Source organism: Serratia sp. (in: enterobacteria), from assembly GCF_051654945.1.
Taxonomy (GTDB): Bacteria; Pseudomonadota; Gammaproteobacteria; order Enterobacterales; family Enterobacteriaceae; genus Chania.
In genome coordinates, this window is sequence record NZ_JBOFZA010000091.1 from 385,352 (window position 1) to 404,780 (window position 19,429).

Annotated in this window: 16 protein-coding genes and 1 tRNA gene; 9 read left to right on the plus strand and 8 right to left on the minus strand. The window is 51.7% G+C overall.

The features are described from left to right. Positions 1–6 precede the first annotated feature (6 nt). From rpsU to rpoD, 3 genes are all read left to right on the plus strand, one after another. Entirely contained in the window at positions 7–222 is a 216-nt protein-coding gene (gene rpsU, locus ACRDCA_RS22565) for a 30S ribosomal protein S21 (protein WP_001144069.1), read from the plus strand. 137 nt (positions 223–359) lie between these two features. Next, complete coding sequence (dnaG, locus tag ACRDCA_RS22570; protein WP_438691521.1) at positions 360–2,108, plus strand: DNA primase; 1,749 nt, start codon at positions 360–362, stop codon at positions 2,106–2,108. A gap of 157 nt (positions 2,109–2,265) precedes the next feature. Next, the gene (gene rpoD / locus ACRDCA_RS22575; protein ID WP_438691522.1) at positions 2,266–4,104 is read left to right on the plus strand and encodes an RNA polymerase sigma factor RpoD; all 1,839 of its coding nucleotides are present in this window, start codon (positions 2,266–2,268) and stop codon (positions 4,102–4,104) included. A 49-nt stretch (positions 4,105–4,153) separates the two neighbouring features. Here rpoD and mug read toward each other — a convergent pair whose 3' ends face one another. Further along, positions 4,154–4,642 carry a G/U mismatch-specific DNA glycosylase gene (gene mug, locus ACRDCA_RS22580; RefSeq protein ID WP_438691523.1) on the minus strand — a complete coding sequence of 163 codons (489 nt, stop codon included), beginning with the start codon at positions 4,640–4,642 and terminating at the stop codon, positions 4,154–4,156. Positions 4,643–4,790: 148 nt separating this feature from the next. Here mug and ACRDCA_RS22585 point away from each other — a divergent pair. After that, positions 4,791–4,867, plus strand: a tRNA-Ile gene (locus ACRDCA_RS22585). 315 nt (positions 4,868–5,182) lie between these two features. Here ACRDCA_RS22585 and ACRDCA_RS22590 read toward each other — a convergent pair. After that, the gene (locus ACRDCA_RS22590; protein ID WP_438691524.1) at positions 5,183–5,581 is read right to left on the minus strand and encodes a hypothetical protein; all 399 of its coding nucleotides are present in this window, start codon (positions 5,579–5,581) and stop codon (positions 5,183–5,185) included. A gap of 546 nt (positions 5,582–6,127) precedes the next feature. Between ACRDCA_RS22590 and ACRDCA_RS22595 the strand changes: the two genes are divergently transcribed. After that, the gene (locus tag ACRDCA_RS22595; RefSeq protein ID WP_438691525.1) at positions 6,128–7,033 is read left to right on the plus strand and encodes an endonuclease/exonuclease/phosphatase family protein; all 906 of its coding nucleotides are present in this window, start codon (positions 6,128–6,130) and stop codon (positions 7,031–7,033) included. Positions 7,034–7,105: 72 nt separating this feature from the next. On the opposite strand, the gene ACRDCA_RS22600 is transcribed toward ACRDCA_RS22595, so the two are convergent. From ACRDCA_RS22600 to ACRDCA_RS22615, 4 genes are all read right to left on the minus strand, one after another. Next, entirely contained in the window at positions 7,106–8,482 is a 1,377-nt protein-coding gene (locus ACRDCA_RS22600) for a DUF3999 family protein (protein WP_438691526.1), read from the minus strand. After that, entirely contained in the window at positions 8,479–11,232 is a 2,754-nt protein-coding gene (locus tag ACRDCA_RS22605) for a DUF2339 domain-containing protein (protein WP_438691527.1), read from the minus strand. Before ACRDCA_RS22605 ends, ACRDCA_RS22600 begins: the two co-directional genes overlap by 4 nt. A 104-nt stretch (positions 11,233–11,336) precedes the next feature. Next, positions 11,337–12,794: an EmmdR/YeeO family multidrug/toxin efflux MATE transporter gene (locus ACRDCA_RS22610; protein ID WP_438691528.1), complete on the minus strand. Its 1,458-nt coding sequence runs from the start codon at positions 12,792–12,794 to the stop codon at positions 11,337–11,339. 235 nt (positions 12,795–13,029) lie between these two features. After that, the gene (locus ACRDCA_RS22615) at positions 13,030–14,109 is read right to left on the minus strand and encodes a type I restriction endonuclease (RefSeq protein WP_438691529.1); all 1,080 of its coding nucleotides are present in this window, start codon (positions 14,107–14,109) and stop codon (positions 13,030–13,032) included. A gap of 392 nt (positions 14,110–14,501) precedes the next feature. Here ACRDCA_RS22615 and ACRDCA_RS22620 point away from each other — a divergent pair, with 392 nt between their 5' ends. The 4 genes from ACRDCA_RS22620 to yfcF all read left to right on the plus strand — a co-directional run bounded on the left by ACRDCA_RS22620 (position 14,502) and on the right by yfcF (position 16,545). Next, positions 14,502–15,155, plus strand: a complete 654-nt coding sequence (locus ACRDCA_RS22620; protein WP_438691530.1) for a Qnr family pentapeptide repeat protein — start codon at positions 14,502–14,504, stop codon at positions 15,153–15,155. Between the two features lie 64 nt (positions 15,156–15,219). Further along, complete coding sequence (locus tag ACRDCA_RS22625; protein WP_438691531.1) at positions 15,220–15,471, plus strand: type II toxin-antitoxin system Phd/YefM family antitoxin; 252 nt, start codon at positions 15,220–15,222, stop codon at positions 15,469–15,471. Further along, positions 15,461–15,742: a type II toxin-antitoxin system RelE family toxin gene (locus ACRDCA_RS22630; protein WP_438691532.1), complete on the plus strand. Its 282-nt coding sequence runs from the start codon at positions 15,461–15,463 to the stop codon at positions 15,740–15,742. The genes ACRDCA_RS22625 and ACRDCA_RS22630 overlap by 11 nt, the downstream gene beginning before the upstream one ends. A gap of 167 nt (positions 15,743–15,909) precedes the next feature. Next, positions 15,910–16,545 carry a glutathione transferase gene (yfcF, locus tag ACRDCA_RS22635; protein WP_438691533.1) on the plus strand — a complete coding sequence of 212 codons (636 nt, stop codon included), beginning with the start codon at positions 15,910–15,912 and terminating at the stop codon, positions 16,543–16,545. 111 nt (positions 16,546–16,656) lie between these two features. Here the strand turns inward: yfcF and ACRDCA_RS22640 are convergent, their stop codons facing one another. Continuing rightward, positions 16,657–18,111 carry an NAD-dependent succinate-semialdehyde dehydrogenase gene (locus ACRDCA_RS22640; RefSeq protein ID WP_438691534.1) on the minus strand — a complete coding sequence of 485 codons (1,455 nt, stop codon included), beginning with the start codon at positions 18,109–18,111 and terminating at the stop codon, positions 16,657–16,659. Positions 18,112–18,123: 12 nt separating this feature from the next. Continuing rightward, positions 18,124–19,389: a 4-aminobutyrate--2-oxoglutarate transaminase gene (locus ACRDCA_RS22645; RefSeq protein ID WP_438691535.1), complete on the minus strand. Its 1,266-nt coding sequence runs from the start codon at positions 19,387–19,389 to the stop codon at positions 18,124–18,126. Positions 19,390–19,429 lie beyond the last annotated feature (40 nt).

Consider the following 19,429-nt stretch of genomic DNA (forward strand, 5'->3'; position numbering starts at 1 on the left):
AGGCACATGCCGGTAATTAAAGTACGTGAAAACGAGCCATTTGACGTTGCACTGCGTCGTTTCAAACGCTCCTGCGAAAAAGCAGGTGTTTTAGCTGAAGTTCGTCGTCGTGAGTTCTATGAAAAACCGACTACCGAACGTAAACGCGCTAAAGCTTCTGCAGTAAAACGCCACGCGAAGAAACTGGCTCGCGAAAACGCACGCCGCACTCGTCTGTATTAATCCTTCGGGGGTAACCCCACCGCGTGATTTTTTTCTTTTTCAAGAACACGCAGACCGAGTAGTTGCATACGAAGGCCGTGCTTTCCGAAAGGAATGCGCGGCTTGTTCTCGTTTATAGGCAATCGTAACAGGGGCTTATGGCTGGACGAATTCCGCGTGTATTTATCAATGACTTGCTGGCTCGCACCGACATCGTCGATCTGATTGACGCCCGGGTAAAGCTTAAAAAGCAGGGCAAGAACTATCACGCGTGCTGTCCGTTCCACCACGAAAAAACGCCTTCATTCACCGTTAATGGCGACAAACAGTTTTATCACTGTTTTGGTTGTGGAGCGCACGGTAACGCCGTCGACTTCCTGATGAATTACGACAGACTCGAGTTTGTCGAAACCATCGAGGAACTGGCCACCATGCACGGGCTGGAAGTGCCTTACGAGGCAGGCACCGGGCCGACGCAAATCGAACGCCATCAGCGTCAAAGCCTATATCAACTGATGGAACAGCTCAGCGCGTTCTATCAACAGTCACTGCATCAATCCCACGGTACGCAGGCGCGCAACTACCTGCAACAGCGCGGATTGAGCGACGACGTTATCCGCCATTTTGCCATCGGCTTTGCACCTGCCGGTTGGGATAATGCGTTAAAGCGTTTCGGGCGTGATACCGACAGCCGGGCAGCATTGAACGATGCCGGAATGTTGGTGACTAACGATCAAGGGCGCACTTACGATCGCTTCCGCGAACGTGTGATGTTCCCCATCCGCGACAAACGCGGGAGGGTGATCGCCTTTGGTGGACGAGTGCTGGGCGACGGTATGCCCAAGTACCTGAACTCGCCGGAAACCGAAGTATTCCACAAGGGCCGTCAGTTATACGGCCTGTATGAAGCACAGCAGAGCCACGCCAACCCGCAACGTTTGCTGGTGGTCGAAGGCTATATGGACGTGGTGGCGTTAGCGCAATATGGCATTGATTATGCTGTTGCCTCACTCGGAACCTCGACAACGGCTGAACATATTCAGCTGCTGTTCCGCGCTACCGATAACGTTGTCTGCTGTTACGACGGCGACAGAGCTGGCCGTGAAGCCGCCTGGCGCGCGTTGGAAACCGCACTGCCCTATCTCAACGATGGGCGTCAGCTGCGGTTTATGTTTTTACCAGATGGTGAAGATCCGGACACGCTAGTCCGTAAAGAAGGCAAAGACGCCTTCGAACAGCGAATGGAGCTGGCGCAGCCGCTTTCCACTTTCCTGTTCGAAACGTTGATGCCGCAGGTCGACCTGAGTAGCCCGGATGGCCGTGCCAAACTGAGTACGTTGGCACTACCGCTGATCACTCAGGTACCGGGTGAGACATTGCGTCTGTACCTGCGCCAACAGCTTGGCAGCAAGCTGGGCCTGCTGGACGATAGCCAGCTCGACAAGCTGATGCCCAAACAGGCGGAAAATGCGAATACTTATCAGGCGCCCCAGCTAAAACGCACAACCATGCGTATACTGATAGGATTACTGGTGCAAAATCCGCGTTTGGCTACACTTATCCCTTCGCTGGAAGGGCTCGAGCAGACTAAGCAGGCGGGCTTACCGCTATTTGTTGAGCTGGTGCAAACCTGTTTGGCACAACCGGGTCTGACTACCGGCCAGTTGCTGGAACTGTACCGCGATAACAAATTGAGTCCACAGCTTGAAACCTTGGCAACATGGAACCATATGATCGTTGAGGAACAAGTTGAGCAACACTTTTTAGATACGCTGACGAATCTCTACGACTCGGTCCTGGAAAAACGTCAGGAAGATTTGATCGCCCGTGACAGAACGCATGGCCTGAATGCAGACGAACGCAAGGAACTCTGGTCATTACAATTGGCACTGGCGAAGAAAGACTGAATACCAAACGGCTTAAGTGCCGATAAATGCGAGGGCTGAGCCCTGCAATATGCCGCCACAGTGGGCCGCGGCAACAACAAAAACGCCCCAAATGCTATTGTTGGCGGTTTCGCCGACCGACACCAACCCAAATACTCTGAAGTGTGGATACCGTCTTATGGAGCAAAACCCGCAGTCACAGCTTAAACTTCTTGTCCAACGTGGTAAGGAGCAAGGCTATCTGACCTATGCTGAGGTCAATGACCATCTGCCGGAAGATATCGTCGACTCCGACCAGATCGAAGACATCATCCAGATGATTAACGACATGGGCATCCAGGTGATGGAAGAAGCACCGGACGCCGATGACCTGCTGCTGGCTGAAAACAACAACAGCACAGACGAAGATGCGGAAGAAGCTGCCGCTCAGGTGCTGTCCAGCGTAGAATCTGAAATCGGGCGCACGACCGACCCGGTGCGTATGTACATGCGCGAAATGGGTACCGTTGAGTTGCTGACGCGCGAAGGCGAAATCGACATCGCCAAGCGTATCGAAGACGGCATCAATCAGGTACAGTGCTCGGTTGCCGAGTACCCTGAGGCCATCACCTATTTGCTGGAGCAGTACGATCGCGTCGAGGCTGGCGAAGCACGCCTGTCCGATCTGATCACCGGCTTCGTCGATCCTAACGCGGAAGAGGACATCGCGCCTACCGCCACGCACATCGGTTCTGAATTAACCACCGAAGAGCAGGACGACGACGAAAAAGACGAAGACGAAGAAGACGAAGCTGAAGACGACAACAGCATCGATCCTGAACTGGCGCGCCAGAAGTTTACCGATCTGCGCGATCAGTACGAAGCGACTCGTCTGGTCATCAAAAAGAACGGCCGCAGCCACGCCAGCGCAGCAGAAGAGATCCTGAAGCTGTCTGAAGTGTTCAAGCAGTTCCGCCTGGTGCCAAAACAGTTCGACTTCCTGGTCAACAGCATGCGTACCATGATGGATCGCGTTCGTACGCAAGAACGTATCATCATGAAGCTGTGCGTTGAGCAGTGCAAAATGCCGAAGAAAAACTTCGTCACACTGTTCGCCGGCAACGAAACCAGCGATACCTGGTTCGCAGCGGCACTGGCAATGGGTAAACCATGGTCAGAGAAGCTGAAAGACGTTAATGAAGACGTTCAGCGCAGCCTGCAAAAACTGCGTCAGATCGAAGAAGAAACCGGCCTGACCATCGAGCAGGTAAAAGACATCAACCGTCGTATGTCGATCGGTGAAGCGAAAGCCCGCCGCGCGAAGAAAGAGATGGTTGAAGCCAACTTGCGTCTGGTTATCTCGATCGCCAAGAAATATACCAACCGTGGCCTGCAGTTCCTGGATCTGATCCAGGAAGGCAACATCGGCTTGATGAAAGCGGTAGACAAGTTTGAATACCGTCGTGGCTACAAGTTCTCGACTTACGCCACCTGGTGGATCCGTCAGGCTATCACCCGCTCCATCGCCGACCAGGCACGTACCATCCGTATTCCGGTGCATATGATTGAGACCATCAACAAACTCAACCGTATTTCGCGCCAGATGCTGCAAGAGATGGGCCGTGAACCTACGCCGGAAGAGCTGGCCGAACGCATGCTGATGCCAGAAGACAAAATCCGTAAGGTACTGAAGATCGCCAAAGAGCCGATCTCCATGGAAACGCCGATTGGTGATGATGAAGATTCACATCTGGGCGATTTCATCGAGGATACCACCCTCGAGCTGCCACTGGATTCTGCCACCTCTGAAAGCCTGCGTTCTGCCACGCACGACGTACTGGCTGGCCTGACCGCACGTGAAGCGAAAGTGCTGCGTATGCGTTTCGGTATCGATATGAACACTGACCACACGTTGGAAGAAGTGGGCAAACAGTTCGACGTTACCCGTGAGCGTATTCGTCAGATCGAAGCCAAAGCGTTGCGTAAACTGCGCCACCCAAGCCGTTCAGAAGTGCTGCGTAGCTTCCTGGATGACTAAGGTTTAACAACCTCCGAAGAACCCCGGCTTGCCGGGGTTTTTTTATGCCTTATTGCAGTGCTAGAAATAGCTCACGGTAACTCTCGGTAAGCTGCTCCAACGTGGCACGATTCAATCCACTGGGATTAGGTAATACCCACACCTCAGTTTCGCCCAGCATCATCTCCTGACGCCCCCAAGACGCATTACGCACGCCAAACGCACTGCTGAACGCCTGTATCCCCAGGATCGCCAAAGCACGCGGCTGGTAACGCAGAATTTTTTCTTTGAGCGCCTCACCGCCACCACGCAGCTCATCGCGCGTCAGTTCGCTGGCCGCCACCGTTGGGCGCGCTACCAGAGCGGTGATACCACAACCAGTATCTTGCAGCTGTAACCACTCTTCCGGAGCCAACTGGCGATCGGTGAAACCCGCCTGATGGATCACCTTCCAGAAGCGATTGCTGCCGTTAGCGAACGGATAGCCCTGATGGGCAGAAGAAAGGCCAGGATTGATGCCGCAGAACACCACCTGTAGATTGGGTGCCAAAAGTTCCATAAGTATTGCGAGTCCGTTAACAGGGATTAATCACGGTTATCGCAAAATCTGCCTGCAATTACAACAGGCTAGGCCTGTACATAAAAACATCATATGGTTTGATGAGTGTAGACCTGCGTCCCCTGATTACCGTATAATCTCGCCTCTTGGCCCCTTAGCTCAGTTGGTTAGAGCAGGCGACTCATAATCGCTTGGTCACTGGTTCAAGTCCAGTAGGGGCCACCAAACATAACAAGGACTTACGCTAAAAACGTGGGTCCTTTAGTTTTTTGGGGATATGCGAGGGATATTTTGCACAGGTAATCATGGTGTTTTTTAGTGATACCCCTCAGAAATCCCCCCATGTGTGGGGCTGCACAGTTGGTTGTATACACCCGGAACATTTCAGTACAGGGTGTTGCGCATTAGCCGAGGAGTTTCGGTAGATTTGAAGCTATCCTGATAGCTACATGGTGGCCATGGAGCCGTTAAGCCAGGGAATAGAGTGAACAAAAAAATAATGACCGGGGCAAGTTCTTTTAACTTGATACGACTTGTGTTCTAGCGAAACTTTCTGGTTTTCATCAACATTTCCAACAAAAATTTCCCCGATGCTGGATCAATTTTGTAAGCACGGAATGCGCCTCTGCGAAAAATTCCGCGATACATTCTCGCCATAGAAGGGAAAAGTATAAACGGAATTACACCTGCCCCAAACGCCGCCAGCCCATATACCCAGTTCATTAAGAAAAGAGTGAGCAGTACAAAAAAATAGTGAATTGCAATAGCAAAACCGCCGCATTGACTTGCCCATTTAGGTATAAGCCACCGCACATAGGTTCTGTCATAACCGAACTCTTCCGCGATACTCTGAGCTGTAACATTCATGCCCAAAAACCAGAAAGCAGGTATGTAAGTGATAACCAATGAAGACACTACAATGATATCAAACTCATTCATTATTAGTTCCATTACTCAATAAAACCTAGCATAAATAATACGTTAATAACTTACAATATGGAACCTGCTGCTCTTGGTGCACGTGACTAGTCAGTGAACCCCCACCTTCTCGGAAGCAAACTGTATTAAAAGTTGCTTAACCTGCTCTTTCGCTTCCATGCCGTTCATCATGTGGATTGAGGACTAAAACGTCTCTGCCATCAAGCTCAGCTGTTAGTAATTCTCTGACAGGTCTGAAAAGTGAGTTGTTCGATAACATGCTGTGACATTGACTTTCTCCTGAAACGCAAAAATCCGCACTATTAGCGTAATCCAATAGTCCTTCCCCTCCCGACGACCAGTCATTCGCATTACTAATGCTTGCAATAAAACAGCAAACAAAGAATTAATTAAAACCCAGTATAAGTTGATTCATTATTTTTTAATTTAATCAAGTTGTTTCACCTTGATAAATAAGTTTGAGGCATTCGTCACAAACACCCACTGGCAGTTCATGATATATCTCTAAAGAAGTTAAATCATTGGGCTTATGCCACAGGGGAAATAATGAAGATAAATACATTAAATTATTTAATTTCAATAGGTTTTCTTGCATCCTTCTCTCTTCATGCAAACACTGGACTGACAGGCTCTGAGATCCTTGCAGTAGAAAAAGGAGGGACTCCAGACAAAATTTACACCACAAAAAAACCAACAATTAAGATAGCGACCTTTAACATTGGTAAAAATGAAACCTCGGACAATGTCTCTGACTTTACGTCATTGAACCAAGCCATCAAACATATCGATGCTGATGTCATTGCCGTAGAAGAAATCGATAATAAAACGGCCCGCAGTGGGAAAATAGATCAATTGGCAGAGCTCGCGAAGGCGAACGGTCTTTTCTATGCCTACGGCAAGGCCCTTGACTTTGATGGTGGTGAGTACGGAGTTGGGCTACTATCAAAGTACAAAATTGATAAGTCACAGGTGGTTAAACTCCCCTCTGGTAATGCTGAGCAACGAGTGGTTTTGCTGTCCCAAATCACCAAACCCGGCTTTGATTCACCGATAATAGTCATGGTCACCCATCTGGACTGGCAGAAAGATCCAGCCGTTCGCCTTGGGCAGGCCCGTTATATCCTTGACTTAAGTATTGGAGATGCGCCATCTGACTTTGCCAACATCGCGACATCGGTAAAAATTCTTGCCGGCGATTTCAACTCCACCCAAAACGAACAACCCATTAAGGAAATAAAATATTTCTGGGATCCTGTCGTGAAACCTGATGTGGACTTCAGAACGTGGCCAGCGATAAATCCAGCTCTCGATATTGACCATATATTTACTTTCAAAGGCCAGAAATGGAATATCAAGAATATCGAGATCCCTCATAACTCAAACAAGTTCCAATGGGCTGCAGCAAGCGACCATCTGCCAGTGATTGCAGAGCTTGAACTTACAGAGCAATAACTCGATGCACAAGGGGCAACGCAAACCGCGTCACCCCTTGTCTTTCATCTCACCAATCAGCAATCACTCAGCTTATTGCGGCTTCTGCTGTACCTCTTTCCACAGCTTCAGCGCCAATAGCACCAAGCCGCCTGCGCCCAGCACCAGCAGGAGCCAAAGCAGGCCCTTCTTCCACATGCTGGCCTCTTCTGCGGCATCTACCGCGCTCAAGCGTTCGGTGCCACCCAACGTGACCTGGGATTGCAATCCGGCTTCTGGCAACGCATCGGCATCCACCGCTTTACGCAGCTCGGCCGGGATAAGGCTATCTAAAGGGATCGCCTGAGTCTGGGCCGCTTTATTTCCCCATGCCAGCAGGAATGGCGTGGTTCCCTGGGCATTGAATATCACGGTTTGGCTGTCGCGCTCTGCCTTAACCTCTGGCAGCGAATCGCCCCATTGCTGGTTGATGCCTTTCAAGCGGATACCCTGCACCAACAAGCCGTTCAGCGGGATTGCCTCTGCGGTACGTCCATTAACCGAGAACACCACCTGCTTGGTCAGAGGGTGCCAACTGTCATTAGCTGCACTGCGGTAATCGATCTCGAGTGGCAATACCGTATTCCCCTGCGTTGGGCGAATGCTGATATTGTTCAAGGGCTGAGGGTTCGGCCAGCTATACTCCGCCTCACTGGGCGAAATGGCTTTTTGGTTAAAGGTCAGGCCGATCCTTTGCTGTTCGGTATGTCTGGAAGCCAAAATTCCCTGCACTGATTGAATCTTCAAATCAGGGGCCGTTTTGGCATCGTTGAACACCAATAACAGATAACGAGGTCTGGCATAGTCATCAAGATCGATGGTATCCAACAGCAACCGATCGCTGCCAGAGACCAGATCCATCAAGGGCACATCCTCGGCACTGCTCGACCAGTCTTTTAAATCACTGCTATAAAACAGGCTAACGCGGGTCTGCCAATTCTCGGGCAAACGCTCCCAGGCCAGTTTCAGCTGGGTCAGACGGGGATAGTCGCCCTCATGCTGCGGGATCTCCAGCAGATAGGTATTCCCCATTGGCTTGTCACTATCCACCGGTAAGGTCACTTCAACACCACCAGCGGATTTTAGTGAAATCACCTGCTGTTCCTGATTGGTGACCCTTTTGCCATTCATCGGGAACAGGCGCAGAGGGAAAGTCTGGTTATTTTCCTGAGTGGTAACGTTCGCGGTCAGTGCGAAGGGTACGGCCTGCCCCTGATTGTTGAACACCCGCACATCACGCATATCCGGCCAAACGCTCTCGGTATACACCGTTTCAGGCAGTTCTATGCGGAAGAACGGCGAGCTGCCTTCAGTGGTTAGCGACATGCCATAGGCGAAGTCTTGCGGTTTTTCAGCCACTGACTCTGCACTGGCAGCACCGGCCAAACAAAGCGATCCCAACAGCAACCAGTTATTCAGTTTTACTTTCATACATTCCCTCGTTCGCTTGCCACATTCGGCTCCTTACCGCGCACCGCTTTGGGTGGCAATGGGGAAAAATATCCCACGATCAACACCAATATCGCCACGCCGATAAACGAGATGGCACGAGCCAATCCGCCGCCCCGGGCGCTATCAACCAGCATCAATTTAACAATGACGATACCGAGCAACGCCGCACCGCCAAACCAGACTTCACGTTGTCCGCGACGGGTTGACCACACCATGACGATCAGCGCGATCAGCATCCACAGCAAAGCGAAAGTGGTCTGCACCAGACGGGAGCCCCAGAGCGTATCGGCCCGCCAGGCAATATCGGCGTAATAGGCCAGCGCACGCAGGACAGCCCCATTTCCCCACCAGAACAGCATCGCGAGGGTAAACAGCGGCAGCGCCTGTTTCAGCAATGCGGCAAATTGCGGGTATTCCCGCCGGACAAACAGCCCCAGAGTCACCAGCGCCAACAGTGCAAAACCGGCCCCCTCTTCCAACGGGTTCAACAGCGGCAAATAACGCCAGCCTATACTGACCCCATCAAACACGTTGCCTACCAGCAACAGCAGCAAGACCAACGCCGCCAATGGGGCCAAGGCTATTGCACCATACAGCTGACGATGTTCGGCAAACGGCCAACATCCTTTACGCAGTGCACCATGCGTGGCCAAAATGATCAGGGAGATGAAGCCCATTTGCAGGCCCAGTCGCCACTCATCCATGCCCCACGGCAAGCGCATCGTACGCCAAAAGACTTCATAGCCCAGCGCAAATATCACCATCCAGAACAGCGACAGGTGTAATCCTTGCTGCAGGCGTAGTAAAGGTAGAGAGCCCGCTTCGCGCTTGAGCAACCAGTACGCCACAGGCAAGGCCAGCAACCAGACCAGGTTCGGCCAACCGAAAGACCATAAAGAATCCATATCGGCCAGTTGGAATAACAGCAAGGCCAGCATGCCCGGCCATAGCAGCCAAATGCTATAACGCAGTTCGAGCCAGGCCAGTCGTTGTGCCACCCAACGCCACAGCACGACAGATAGCGTCAACAAGGCCAGCGCCAGGAAGGCCCCTTGGCTATAGTAAAGCGGCAATCTGCCGGCAAAACCTAGCAGGCAGACCAACCAGAGTAGGATCCCGCCAGCCAGCAGACTACGGCTGACAACCTGCCGGAATGCAGCATCGGCCACGATATCGCGCCAGAGGAATGCTGCCGCAAGCCAGGTTAATGCCAACACGGCAAACACCAGGGTGAAGGAAAGCGTCGTCATGCCCGCGCCAAGGGCTACCAAGGCAGAAGCCAAGGCCAGCACCAGCAGGCCAGAACCGCTGAGGCTCATGCGGATTTGTTTTTGCTGACGACCAAGCCAAAGAATACCCAGCCCTTCCAGTGCCCAAGCCATGGATGTCCACTCAGCGGACAGCGCCAATGGGATCGCTAGCGTAGTGAACACTCCGCCAAGCGCCAAACCGGAAACCGCTAACATTCGGCCCAAGGATGGGTAACGCTTCAAGGCAGCCCAGGCGAGTAACAGGTAAGCCAAACCGAAGCCTAGCGCCGAGAACGCCGGGCCAAATTCCCACTGACGGGTAATCAGATACTGCATACCAAAACCGATTAACGGTGGGCCAAACAGTAGCGCCCCATCGATGATCTTCTCGCCAGGCAGTTGTGCACGTAGCGTCAGGGCCAGGCAGAGCACACCAAAAATCACGATATTGGCAATCAGGAACAGCTGGCAGCCCAGGTAGTATTCAGGTAGGTAGTTGTTTACCCCCCACAATCCGGCGACACCAAAGGAAAAGACAAAGCCCAACAGGTTAAGCGGCCGCCACGGCTGCCAGACGCTGATCGCTAAAATGCCCAGCGAAAGCAGCAGGTAATAGGAGAACAGAGCGATATAACTTCCGCCACCGGTAGATAGCAGCAGCGGAGAAAGATAGCCGCCAATGCTGGCAAGCATCGCCAGGCTGAGGGCGCGTTGCAATACGGCCAACCCCACGCTGGCGGCGCAGATCACCAGCATCAGGCCAAATGCCAGCATATGTGGCAACAGCTGATACAGCCGGAAGGCACCAAAGACGGTGATATAGAGCGCGCCAACCGCGCCCCCTTGCAGGATCAGGGCATAAAGCGTCTGTTTAACACGCAAACGCCAGCCAAACCACAGTAAAACACCGCTCGCCACCGCCGCGCCCATTAACCTGAACTCAATAGGCAGCATGTCGCGTTCAACGGTGTATTTCATCAGGTAGGCCAAGCCGAAGAACAGTAACAGCACCCCCAGCTTCGCCAGCGGATTGCCTTGCATAAACCAGCCAATCAGCCCGCTGAGCAGGTCGTTTTTCGGTTGCTGCGGTTTATCAATAACAGGTTTAGCCACAGGTGGGCGAGGGAGGGTGGCTGCTGGTACGGCAGGTCCCAATGGAACTGTAACCGGTGGAGGTACGGCGATGTCAGCAACGGGTTTAACGGCAGGCTGTTGTGCCGCGTGTGCCGCAAAGTCATGCGTTTGCTTCGCCACCACCGGTTGCACCACAGGATCAGGAGTCGGCGTTGGTCGCGATCTTCCGGTTTCAACGAACCGCAGATCATCCACCTGTTTTTGCAACTGGGTGATGGTGAGTGTGAGTTGTGCAATCTCTCGCTGGTTGCGGTTGCCACGGCCAAGCGCTATCACCACCGAAATGGGTAATACCACCAGGCATAAGAACAACGCCAGACCAGCGATAAATAACAATCCGTCCATGGTGCAGCCTTTAGCTCATTTATCGTGGCATCAGTCTTACACCAAAACATAACCGCCGACAATGGGTTGATGCTGTAGACCCCACTCAGGCTAATAAAATACCGTTAACTTGGCGGCAGCTCTGTGACTGACTCAGGCTGGTTTTTTCTGAGCCGTGGATACTTCCATAGCCAGCGCCCGCTGACCATACGCCAGTAGAAGAAGACGCCACGCACGGCCCAGTCCATAAACATCCCCATCCAGACACCCACCACGCCCATACCCAGTACGATGCCCAGGAAATAACCGGCGACTACCCGACAACCCCACATACCCAGCATCGTCACCCACATGGCAAAACGGACATCGCGCGCCCCCTTCAACCCGGCAGGTAACACCCAAGACGCGGCCCAGATCGGCATAAACGCGGCGTTGAGCCAAATCAGGATCTTGATAACTTCTTTAACATCGTCTTCCTGGGTATAAAATGAGGCAAACAGCCCGGCAAAGGGAGCGGTTCCCCAGGCTAGTGCCGTCAGGCCGATCGTCGCCAGCCAGAAGATATGTTTCATCTGTCGCTCAGCCTGAGCAATCTGCCCTTTCCCCAGACGCCTGCCGACGATAATGGTCGACGCAGAGCCCAAAGCATTGCCCGGCAGGTTAATCAGCGCCGCAATAGAGAAAGCGATAAAGTTCCCGGCGATGACGTTGGTGCCCATACCAGCCACAAACATTTGTGTCAGCAGCTTGCCAGCGTTGAACAGCACCGATTCGATACTGGCTGGGATACCAATCCCTAACACCTCGCGCAGGATGCTACTGTTGAGTGGCGTAAAATAGCTTTTGAGCGTGATCCGCAGCGCCGGGTTAAAGCCCACCGCCAGCACGGCAATAATGGCAATTGCGCCAATATAGCGGGCAATAGTCAGCCCCAGCCCAGCGCCAACAAAACCCAGACCCGGCCAGCTAAATACACCATAAATCAGCGCGCTGCTAATAAGGATATTGAGGATATTCATGCCACCATTGATCAGCAGCGGGATCTTGGTGTTGCCAGCGCCACGCAGGGCACCGCTACCAATCAAAGCGATGGCGGCTGCCGGGTAGCTCCAGACGGTGGTTTGCAGATAAGATAGCGCCAACGCTTTTACCTCTGGCGTGGCTTCACCGGCAATCACGTTAATGATCTGCTCGCCGGCCAGATGGATCCCAATAGCTAGCGCCAGTGCCACCACGGTCATCAACACCAGCGACTGACGTGCCGCCGCCCGCGCCCGCTTGCGATCGCGAGTGCCCAGGCTAAAGGCCACCACCACCGTAGTCCCCAGATCCACCGCTGCGAAAAAGGCCATGATGACCATATTGAAGCTGTCTGCCAAACCAACGCCCGCCATCGACTCTTTGCCGAGCCAGCTCACCAGGAAGGTGCTGAGCACCCCCATCAGCAGTACGCAGGTGTTCTCCAGGAAGATCGGTACCGCCAGTGGCGTGATCTCACGCCAAAAAAGCACGCGATAGCTTTTTCGCTTGGCATACCAATGCGTCTTGGCAACGCGTTGGCGCAGTACCGTAGGTAAGTTCAAGGTTAACCTGTAGAAAGGAAGTGAAACGACGTTTCAAATGATGATTTATCAGCACTTATTCTGCAAGGAATTTTTTCACTTAATGTATGAGAAAGTTACAACATGTTGATTTAAGCAGACCAATGCAATCAATAGAGAACGGTTTTCATGGATGCTACATAGAATGGATTAACTTATAGCCCTTTAAAAAAAAGATAAACGAGTGGTTATTTTTAATATAGCCACTCGTTACCAATTAATTATAGGTTTCCGCTGTCGCTTTAATATGCTCAGCATGGCTATAAATATCATCCAATACTTCTATTGGATAGCGTGTTTCTTTTTTTTCGAAATCAAACAAGCCTATATACAGCTGACTCCGATTAAAATGAAGTCTACAAATAGGCCTTCTGTTATTATCATCAAGCAATATACCGAAATAACTTTTAGTATCCCGATAAGTAATTCGGCTTGGCTCAACAACAGTACGAATTATAGATTTAACAATATGGTAGCCCTCAATCTCGATTTCAGTGGTTACAATACCATCATCATCTACAACCGGAGCTAACGTCTGCTCAACAATATCCTCTTTAGGTTCAATTGCTAAAGTCTGCGAGGCACCACTGATTGCAGACTTGAGACGTTCATTTACCTGATCATTTAACCACTGACTAGAGGCTTTTTTGGTTAACGTTGTAAATAGCTCACGTACTTTTTGAGTTAATATGCCATCATAGACTCTGGAGGCAAAGAATTTAATAAAATCTTCCTCAGGATTATTAAACTGAGTCGATATTATTTTTTTAATCTGACTTACATACTTCAATTCACCGGCAGCATTTACTATAGAATCCACATCAAATTTTGATTTGGTTAACTTGGCTATCTCAGGAACAACATTTTCATCAATATCTAATAAATCCAGTTCAAGAAATGGCTTTTCATCCATTTTGTTAGGCGCATCAATATCGGTGAAAAATTTATATACCTGCCCATTAGTTAAAATGGATATCCTCGCATTAGTCACATGAAAATACCTGAACAATTGCGAAGCATGGTTGACGTTTAACGGTTCACCAATTTTCTTACACTCAACAAGTATCTGAATCTCGTTATTCTTCAAAATAGCGTAGTCTATTTTCTCCCCTTTTTTTGTGCCTACATCGCAGATAAACTCAGGGGTAACCTCCGTTGGATCAAAAACATCATAACCAAGCACTTTATTTATGAATGGCATTACGAAAGCACTTTTTGTAGCTTCTTCGGTTTGAATAACTGCAGCCTGCTGTTTGATCTTAGCTGAAAGACTTTGCAATTCGTCTAAAAGCTCCATAAAAACCACTCCATGTCAAATAGTTATAATACCTTCACACTATCTAATTTATATAAAAAAAATGCGGTTGTCTTTTTTTATTCTCAGAACAAGACAATGATCACTTAATTTAAAAAAACACTCCAAAAATAGAATTATTTATCATAACAATCAACACATTAAATCCATAGCCATTTCCATCAGTTAGAGAATCATTCAGTATAAACGTTGAATAATTAACATTCGTATAGTTCATATATGAAATCATATATAATTAAAAAAGATAGATATGCAATATTTAGCTTTATTTAGTTCCGCCCCCCAAGAAACAACTAATTATTTATATAGTATTTTCCTTTATCACTCTCCTCGGTTACTATCGCGACAAACTGTATAAAAAAACAGGTAACAACATGCAACCCTTACTGCTGCAATCCGCCAGGATCGCCCGCGATCAGTTCCGTGGTGAAACCATCACCAACGGCAAGTTCCTCAACTGCGATTTCTCCGGTACCGATCTGACCGATACCCAGTTTATCGGCTGCGTTTTCTATGACGAAGAAACCCAACTCGGCTGCAACTTCGGCCGGGCGGTATTGAAAGATGCCAGCTTTAAAAGCTGCGATCTGTCGCTGGCCGATTTCAGAAATACCCAGGCCCTCGGCTTGGAGATCCGCGAATGCAAAGCACAGGGGGCTGATTTTCGAGGTGCCAGCTTTATGAACATGATTTCGCAGCGCAGCTACTTTTGCAGCGCCTTCATCATCAAAAGCAATCTAAGCTACAGCAATTTCTCAAAGGTGGTATTGGAGAAATGTGAACTGTGGGAGAACCGCTGGAGCGGCGCTAACGTGCTGGGTGCCAGCTTTATTGGCTCAGATCTGTCCGGCGGGGAGTTCCATCAGTTTGACTGGCGGGCCGCCACCTTCAACCACTGTAATCTGACCGGTGCAGAACTGGGGGACATGGATATCCGCCAGATAGATCTGGAGGGCGTACAGTTGGACAGCCAACAAGTCGTTGGGTTAATCGATCGGCTGGGGATCATTCTGGTCAGCGATGAGTGACGAATAGCTCATTGAATAGCACTTTTAAAGGTGCTATTGTCGATATTATAAACAGGAGAATACTATGGCCTTTCAAATTTTAACGACCATCGCTGCCAGCATCACCGACCTGAAAAAGAACCCTATGGGAACCGTTGCCGATGGGGAGGGCGCAGCAGTTGCCATCCTCAATCGTAACGAACCAGCATTCTACTGCGTGCCTCCAGAACTGTATGCTTACTATCGGGAGCTTGCCGAAGATGCAGAATTAAACCGTATTGCCGATGAACGCATGGAGGATGCGGAGTTTGTAAGCGTGGATCTCAATGACTTATAAACTCAAATTTGAAAAGCGCGCCCTGAAGGAATGGGAAAAACTGGGTCATCCAATCAGGGAACAACTGAAAAAGAAACTGGCCGAACGTTTAGATAATCCACATGTTCTCGCATCCCGCCTCGGTGGCCACCGCAACCGTTACAAAATCAAATTGCGCTCATCGGGTTATCGGTTGGTTTATGAAGTTCGGGACAGTGAAATTGTTCTGCTGGTGATCGCCGTTGGAAAACGGGCTGGGGATGAGGTCTATTTTGCTGCCGACAAGCGATAGAGCTAACCAATAAGAGTCCCCTTCACTAATCGGCCAAGCCAGCTTAGTGGCAGATCAGGTATCACTGCACCTAATACGCCATTACGATTAATCATCGGCCATCGCCTTGATTTTATTGCATTGCTCACCAATGATTGGCAATACCCTTCTCATACTCAAGGATCCGTATGACCTCACCAGCTACCATTCTCTACACTGACGCCGACTTTTTCAGCCCGTATGCCATGTCAGCCTTCGTTGCGCTTACAGAGAAAGGCATGCCGTTTACCGTCAAGCCGGTGGATCTCTCACTGGGGGAACAGCAAAGCCAGGCTTACGGCAACTTGTCGTTAACGCTCCGAGTACCAACATTGGTGATAGGAGGCTTCCAGCTTTCTGAATCTTCGGCCATTGAGGAATATTTGGAAGAGCTTCATCCCGCTCATCCACTCTATCCGCGTGACATCAAACAGCGCGCCAAAGCCCGTGAAGTCCAGGCTTGGCTACGTAGCGATCTATTGCCACTGCGAGCCGAACGCCCAACCGAGGTGATTTTCAGCGCCGGTAAATTTGCCCCACTGAGTGAAGATGCCCAACGGGCAGCCAAAAAGCTGCTGGCTGCGGTGGAAAAGTTGCTGAGCCACGGCCAGGATCATCTGTTCCACGAGTGGTGCATCGTCGATACCGATCTGGCCCTGATGCTTAACCGGCTGGTGATGCACGGCGATCCGGTGCCGGAGAATATTCGCCACTATGCACAAAAACAGTGGCAGCGCCCTTCGGTGCAGGCCTGGTTGGCATTACCAGAAAAAATGCGCGGATAAAAAACCGGCGGCCACGACGCCGCCGTTCTCAACGGTGAGAAACATCACTTCTTGCTAGGGGAAACACTCCCCGCCAGCAAGGGCCGCCGGAGAGCGTTCAGGTCTTGAGGGTTAATAGCTCACATCAATGCACAGATATTTCATTTCCAGATACTCTTCGATCCCATAGCGTGAACCTTCACGCCCCAGTCCCGACTGTTTGATACCACCGAAAGGCGCTACCTCGTTGGAGATCAAACCGGTATTGATGCCCACCATGCCGTATTCCAACGCCTCTGGCACCCGCCACTGACGCGCCGCATTTTGGGTAAACAGATAGGCCGCCAGGCCAAACTCGGTATCGTTGGCCATCGCGATGGCTTCCGCTTCGTCATGGAAACGGAACAGCGGTGCGACCGGGCCAAAGGTTTCTTCTTTGGCAAAGCGCATTTGCTGTGTCACCCCGGTAACCACCGTCGGCTGGAAGAAGGTACGGCCCAGCGCATGCGGCTGCCCACCGGTGGCGATTTGCGCCCCTTTAATCAGCGCATCATCAATATGGCTCTGTACTTTCTCTATCGCGGCCTCATCGATCAGCGGCCCCTGGGTGGTCCCTTCCTGGGTGCCATCACCGACCTTGAGTTGTTCAACGGCGGCCACCAGTTTATCCACCAGGCGATCGTAGATACCGTCCTGCACGTAGATGCGGTTGGCGCAAACGCAGGTCTGGCCGCTGTTACGGAATTTGGAGGCCATGATCCCGGCGACGGCCGCGTCCAGATTGGCATCGTCAAATACGATCACCGGTGCGTTACCGCCCAGTTCCAGCGAAAGCTTCTTAATGGTTGGCGCACATTGAGCCATCAGGATCCGCCCAACTTCGGTCGATCCGGTAAAGCTCAGCTTGCGAACTACCGGGCTGTCACACAGCACTTTACCGACCTGTGCCGCCTCACCGGTCACCACTTGCAGTACGCCAGCGGGAATACCGGCATCCTGCGCCAATTTGGCCAGAGCCAATGCCGTCAGCGGCGTCTGCTCCGCCGGTTTGACGATCATGGTGCAGCCTGCAGCCAGCGCGGGAGCAGCCTTGCGAGTGATCATCGCCGCCGGGAAGTTCCAGGGCGTGATCGCCGCGCAGACACCGATCGGCTGCTTCACCACCACCAGGCGCTGCGAAGCCTGCGGAGCCTGTAACACGGCACCATCGACACGTTTGGCCTCTTCGGCGAACCAGGTAATAAACGAGGCGGCGTAGGCCACTTCGCCACGTGCTTCCGCCAACGATTTACCCTGCTCGGCGGTCATCAGCTGCGCCAGATCTTCCTGGGCCGCCATAATTTTATCGGCCCAAGCCAGTAACAGCACGGAACGCTGCTTGGCGGTCTGTTGCTTCCAGCCGATTTGCGCCTGCTGTGCGGCGTTAATCGCCTGCTGAGTCTCTTCTGCACTCACCAAAGGCACCGTTGTCAGCTCTTCACCGTTGGCCGGATTGATCACAGCCTCACGTTTACCGCTGCGGGCATCGCACCACTCACCGTTAATCAGGCATTGGCTACGTAGCAGATCGGGGTTTTGCAGTTTCATGGGTATTGCTCCTTATTGGGCCAGCGCACGGGAAAGGATTGCCAGCGCCTGGTTAAACTGGGCATCAGGGATGGTCAGCGGGTACAGGAAACGGATCACGTTACCGTTCACCCCACAACTGAGCAGCAACAGTCCTTCTTCCTGGGCTTTTTGCTGTACCTGACGGGTAAACTCCGGCGACGGTTTGCCGGTTGCCGGGTCATTAAACTCGACTGCCACCATGGAACCCAGCGCGCGGATATCGACAATCGCCGGGCAGTGGCTGCGTGCCTGTTGCAGCACTTCCACCAAATGTTGTCCCAAACGCTGTGAGCGTTGGCACAGTTGCTCTTCTTCAATCACATCCAGTACCGCCAGCGCGGCGGCAACGGCTAATGGGTTACCGGCGTAAGTACCGCCAAGGCCACCGGGGGCTGGTGCATCCATCACTTCAGCACGGCCCGCCACGGCGGACAGCGGCATGCCACCGGCCAGGCTCTTCGCCATGGTGATCAGGTCTGGCTTCACCGCATAGTGATCCATCGCGAACAGTTTGCCGGTACGGGCAAAGCCGGTCTGCACTTCATCGGCAATCAACAGGATACCGTGCTGGTCGCACAACGTACGCAGCGCCTGCATGAACTCTGCCGGGGCAACGTTAAAGCCCCCTTCACCCTGCACCGGCTCCAGCACTATTGCGGCAACCTGCTTGGGATCGATATCGGCCTTAAAGATCCGCTCCAGGCTGTTCATGGCATCTTCGGTGCTGACGCCATACAGCGCATTCGGATATTGGCCGTGGTACACCGAGCCAGGGAACGGGCCAAAGCCCAGCTTGTAAGGGGCCACTTTACCGGTCAACGCCATGGTCATGTAAGTACGGCCATGGAAACCACCGCCGAAGGTGATCAAACCAGGGCGCCCGGTATAAGCGCGGGCAATCTTCACCGCGTTCTCTACCGCTTCTGCGCCAGTGGTGAAGAAGGCGGTTTTACAATCACCTTCGATCGGAGCGCGCTGGTTGATGCGTTCTGCCAGCGAGATATAGCTTTCATAGGGGACAATCTGGTAAGCCGTATGGGTAAACGCCTGAAGCTGTTTTTCAATCGCGGCGATCACCTTGGGATGACGATGGCCGGTATTGAGCACGGCAATGCCCGAGGCAAAGTCGATCACCTCATTGCCTTCCACATCCCACAAGGTGGCATTCTCTGCACGTTCGGCGTAAAAACCACACATCACGCCAATCCCTCGTGGGGTAGCGGCCAGACGACGTTGATTCAGTTCTGCGTTTTTCATGCTGTTCTCTCCGGGCGGGACCAGTTGTCGGGTTTGTTCA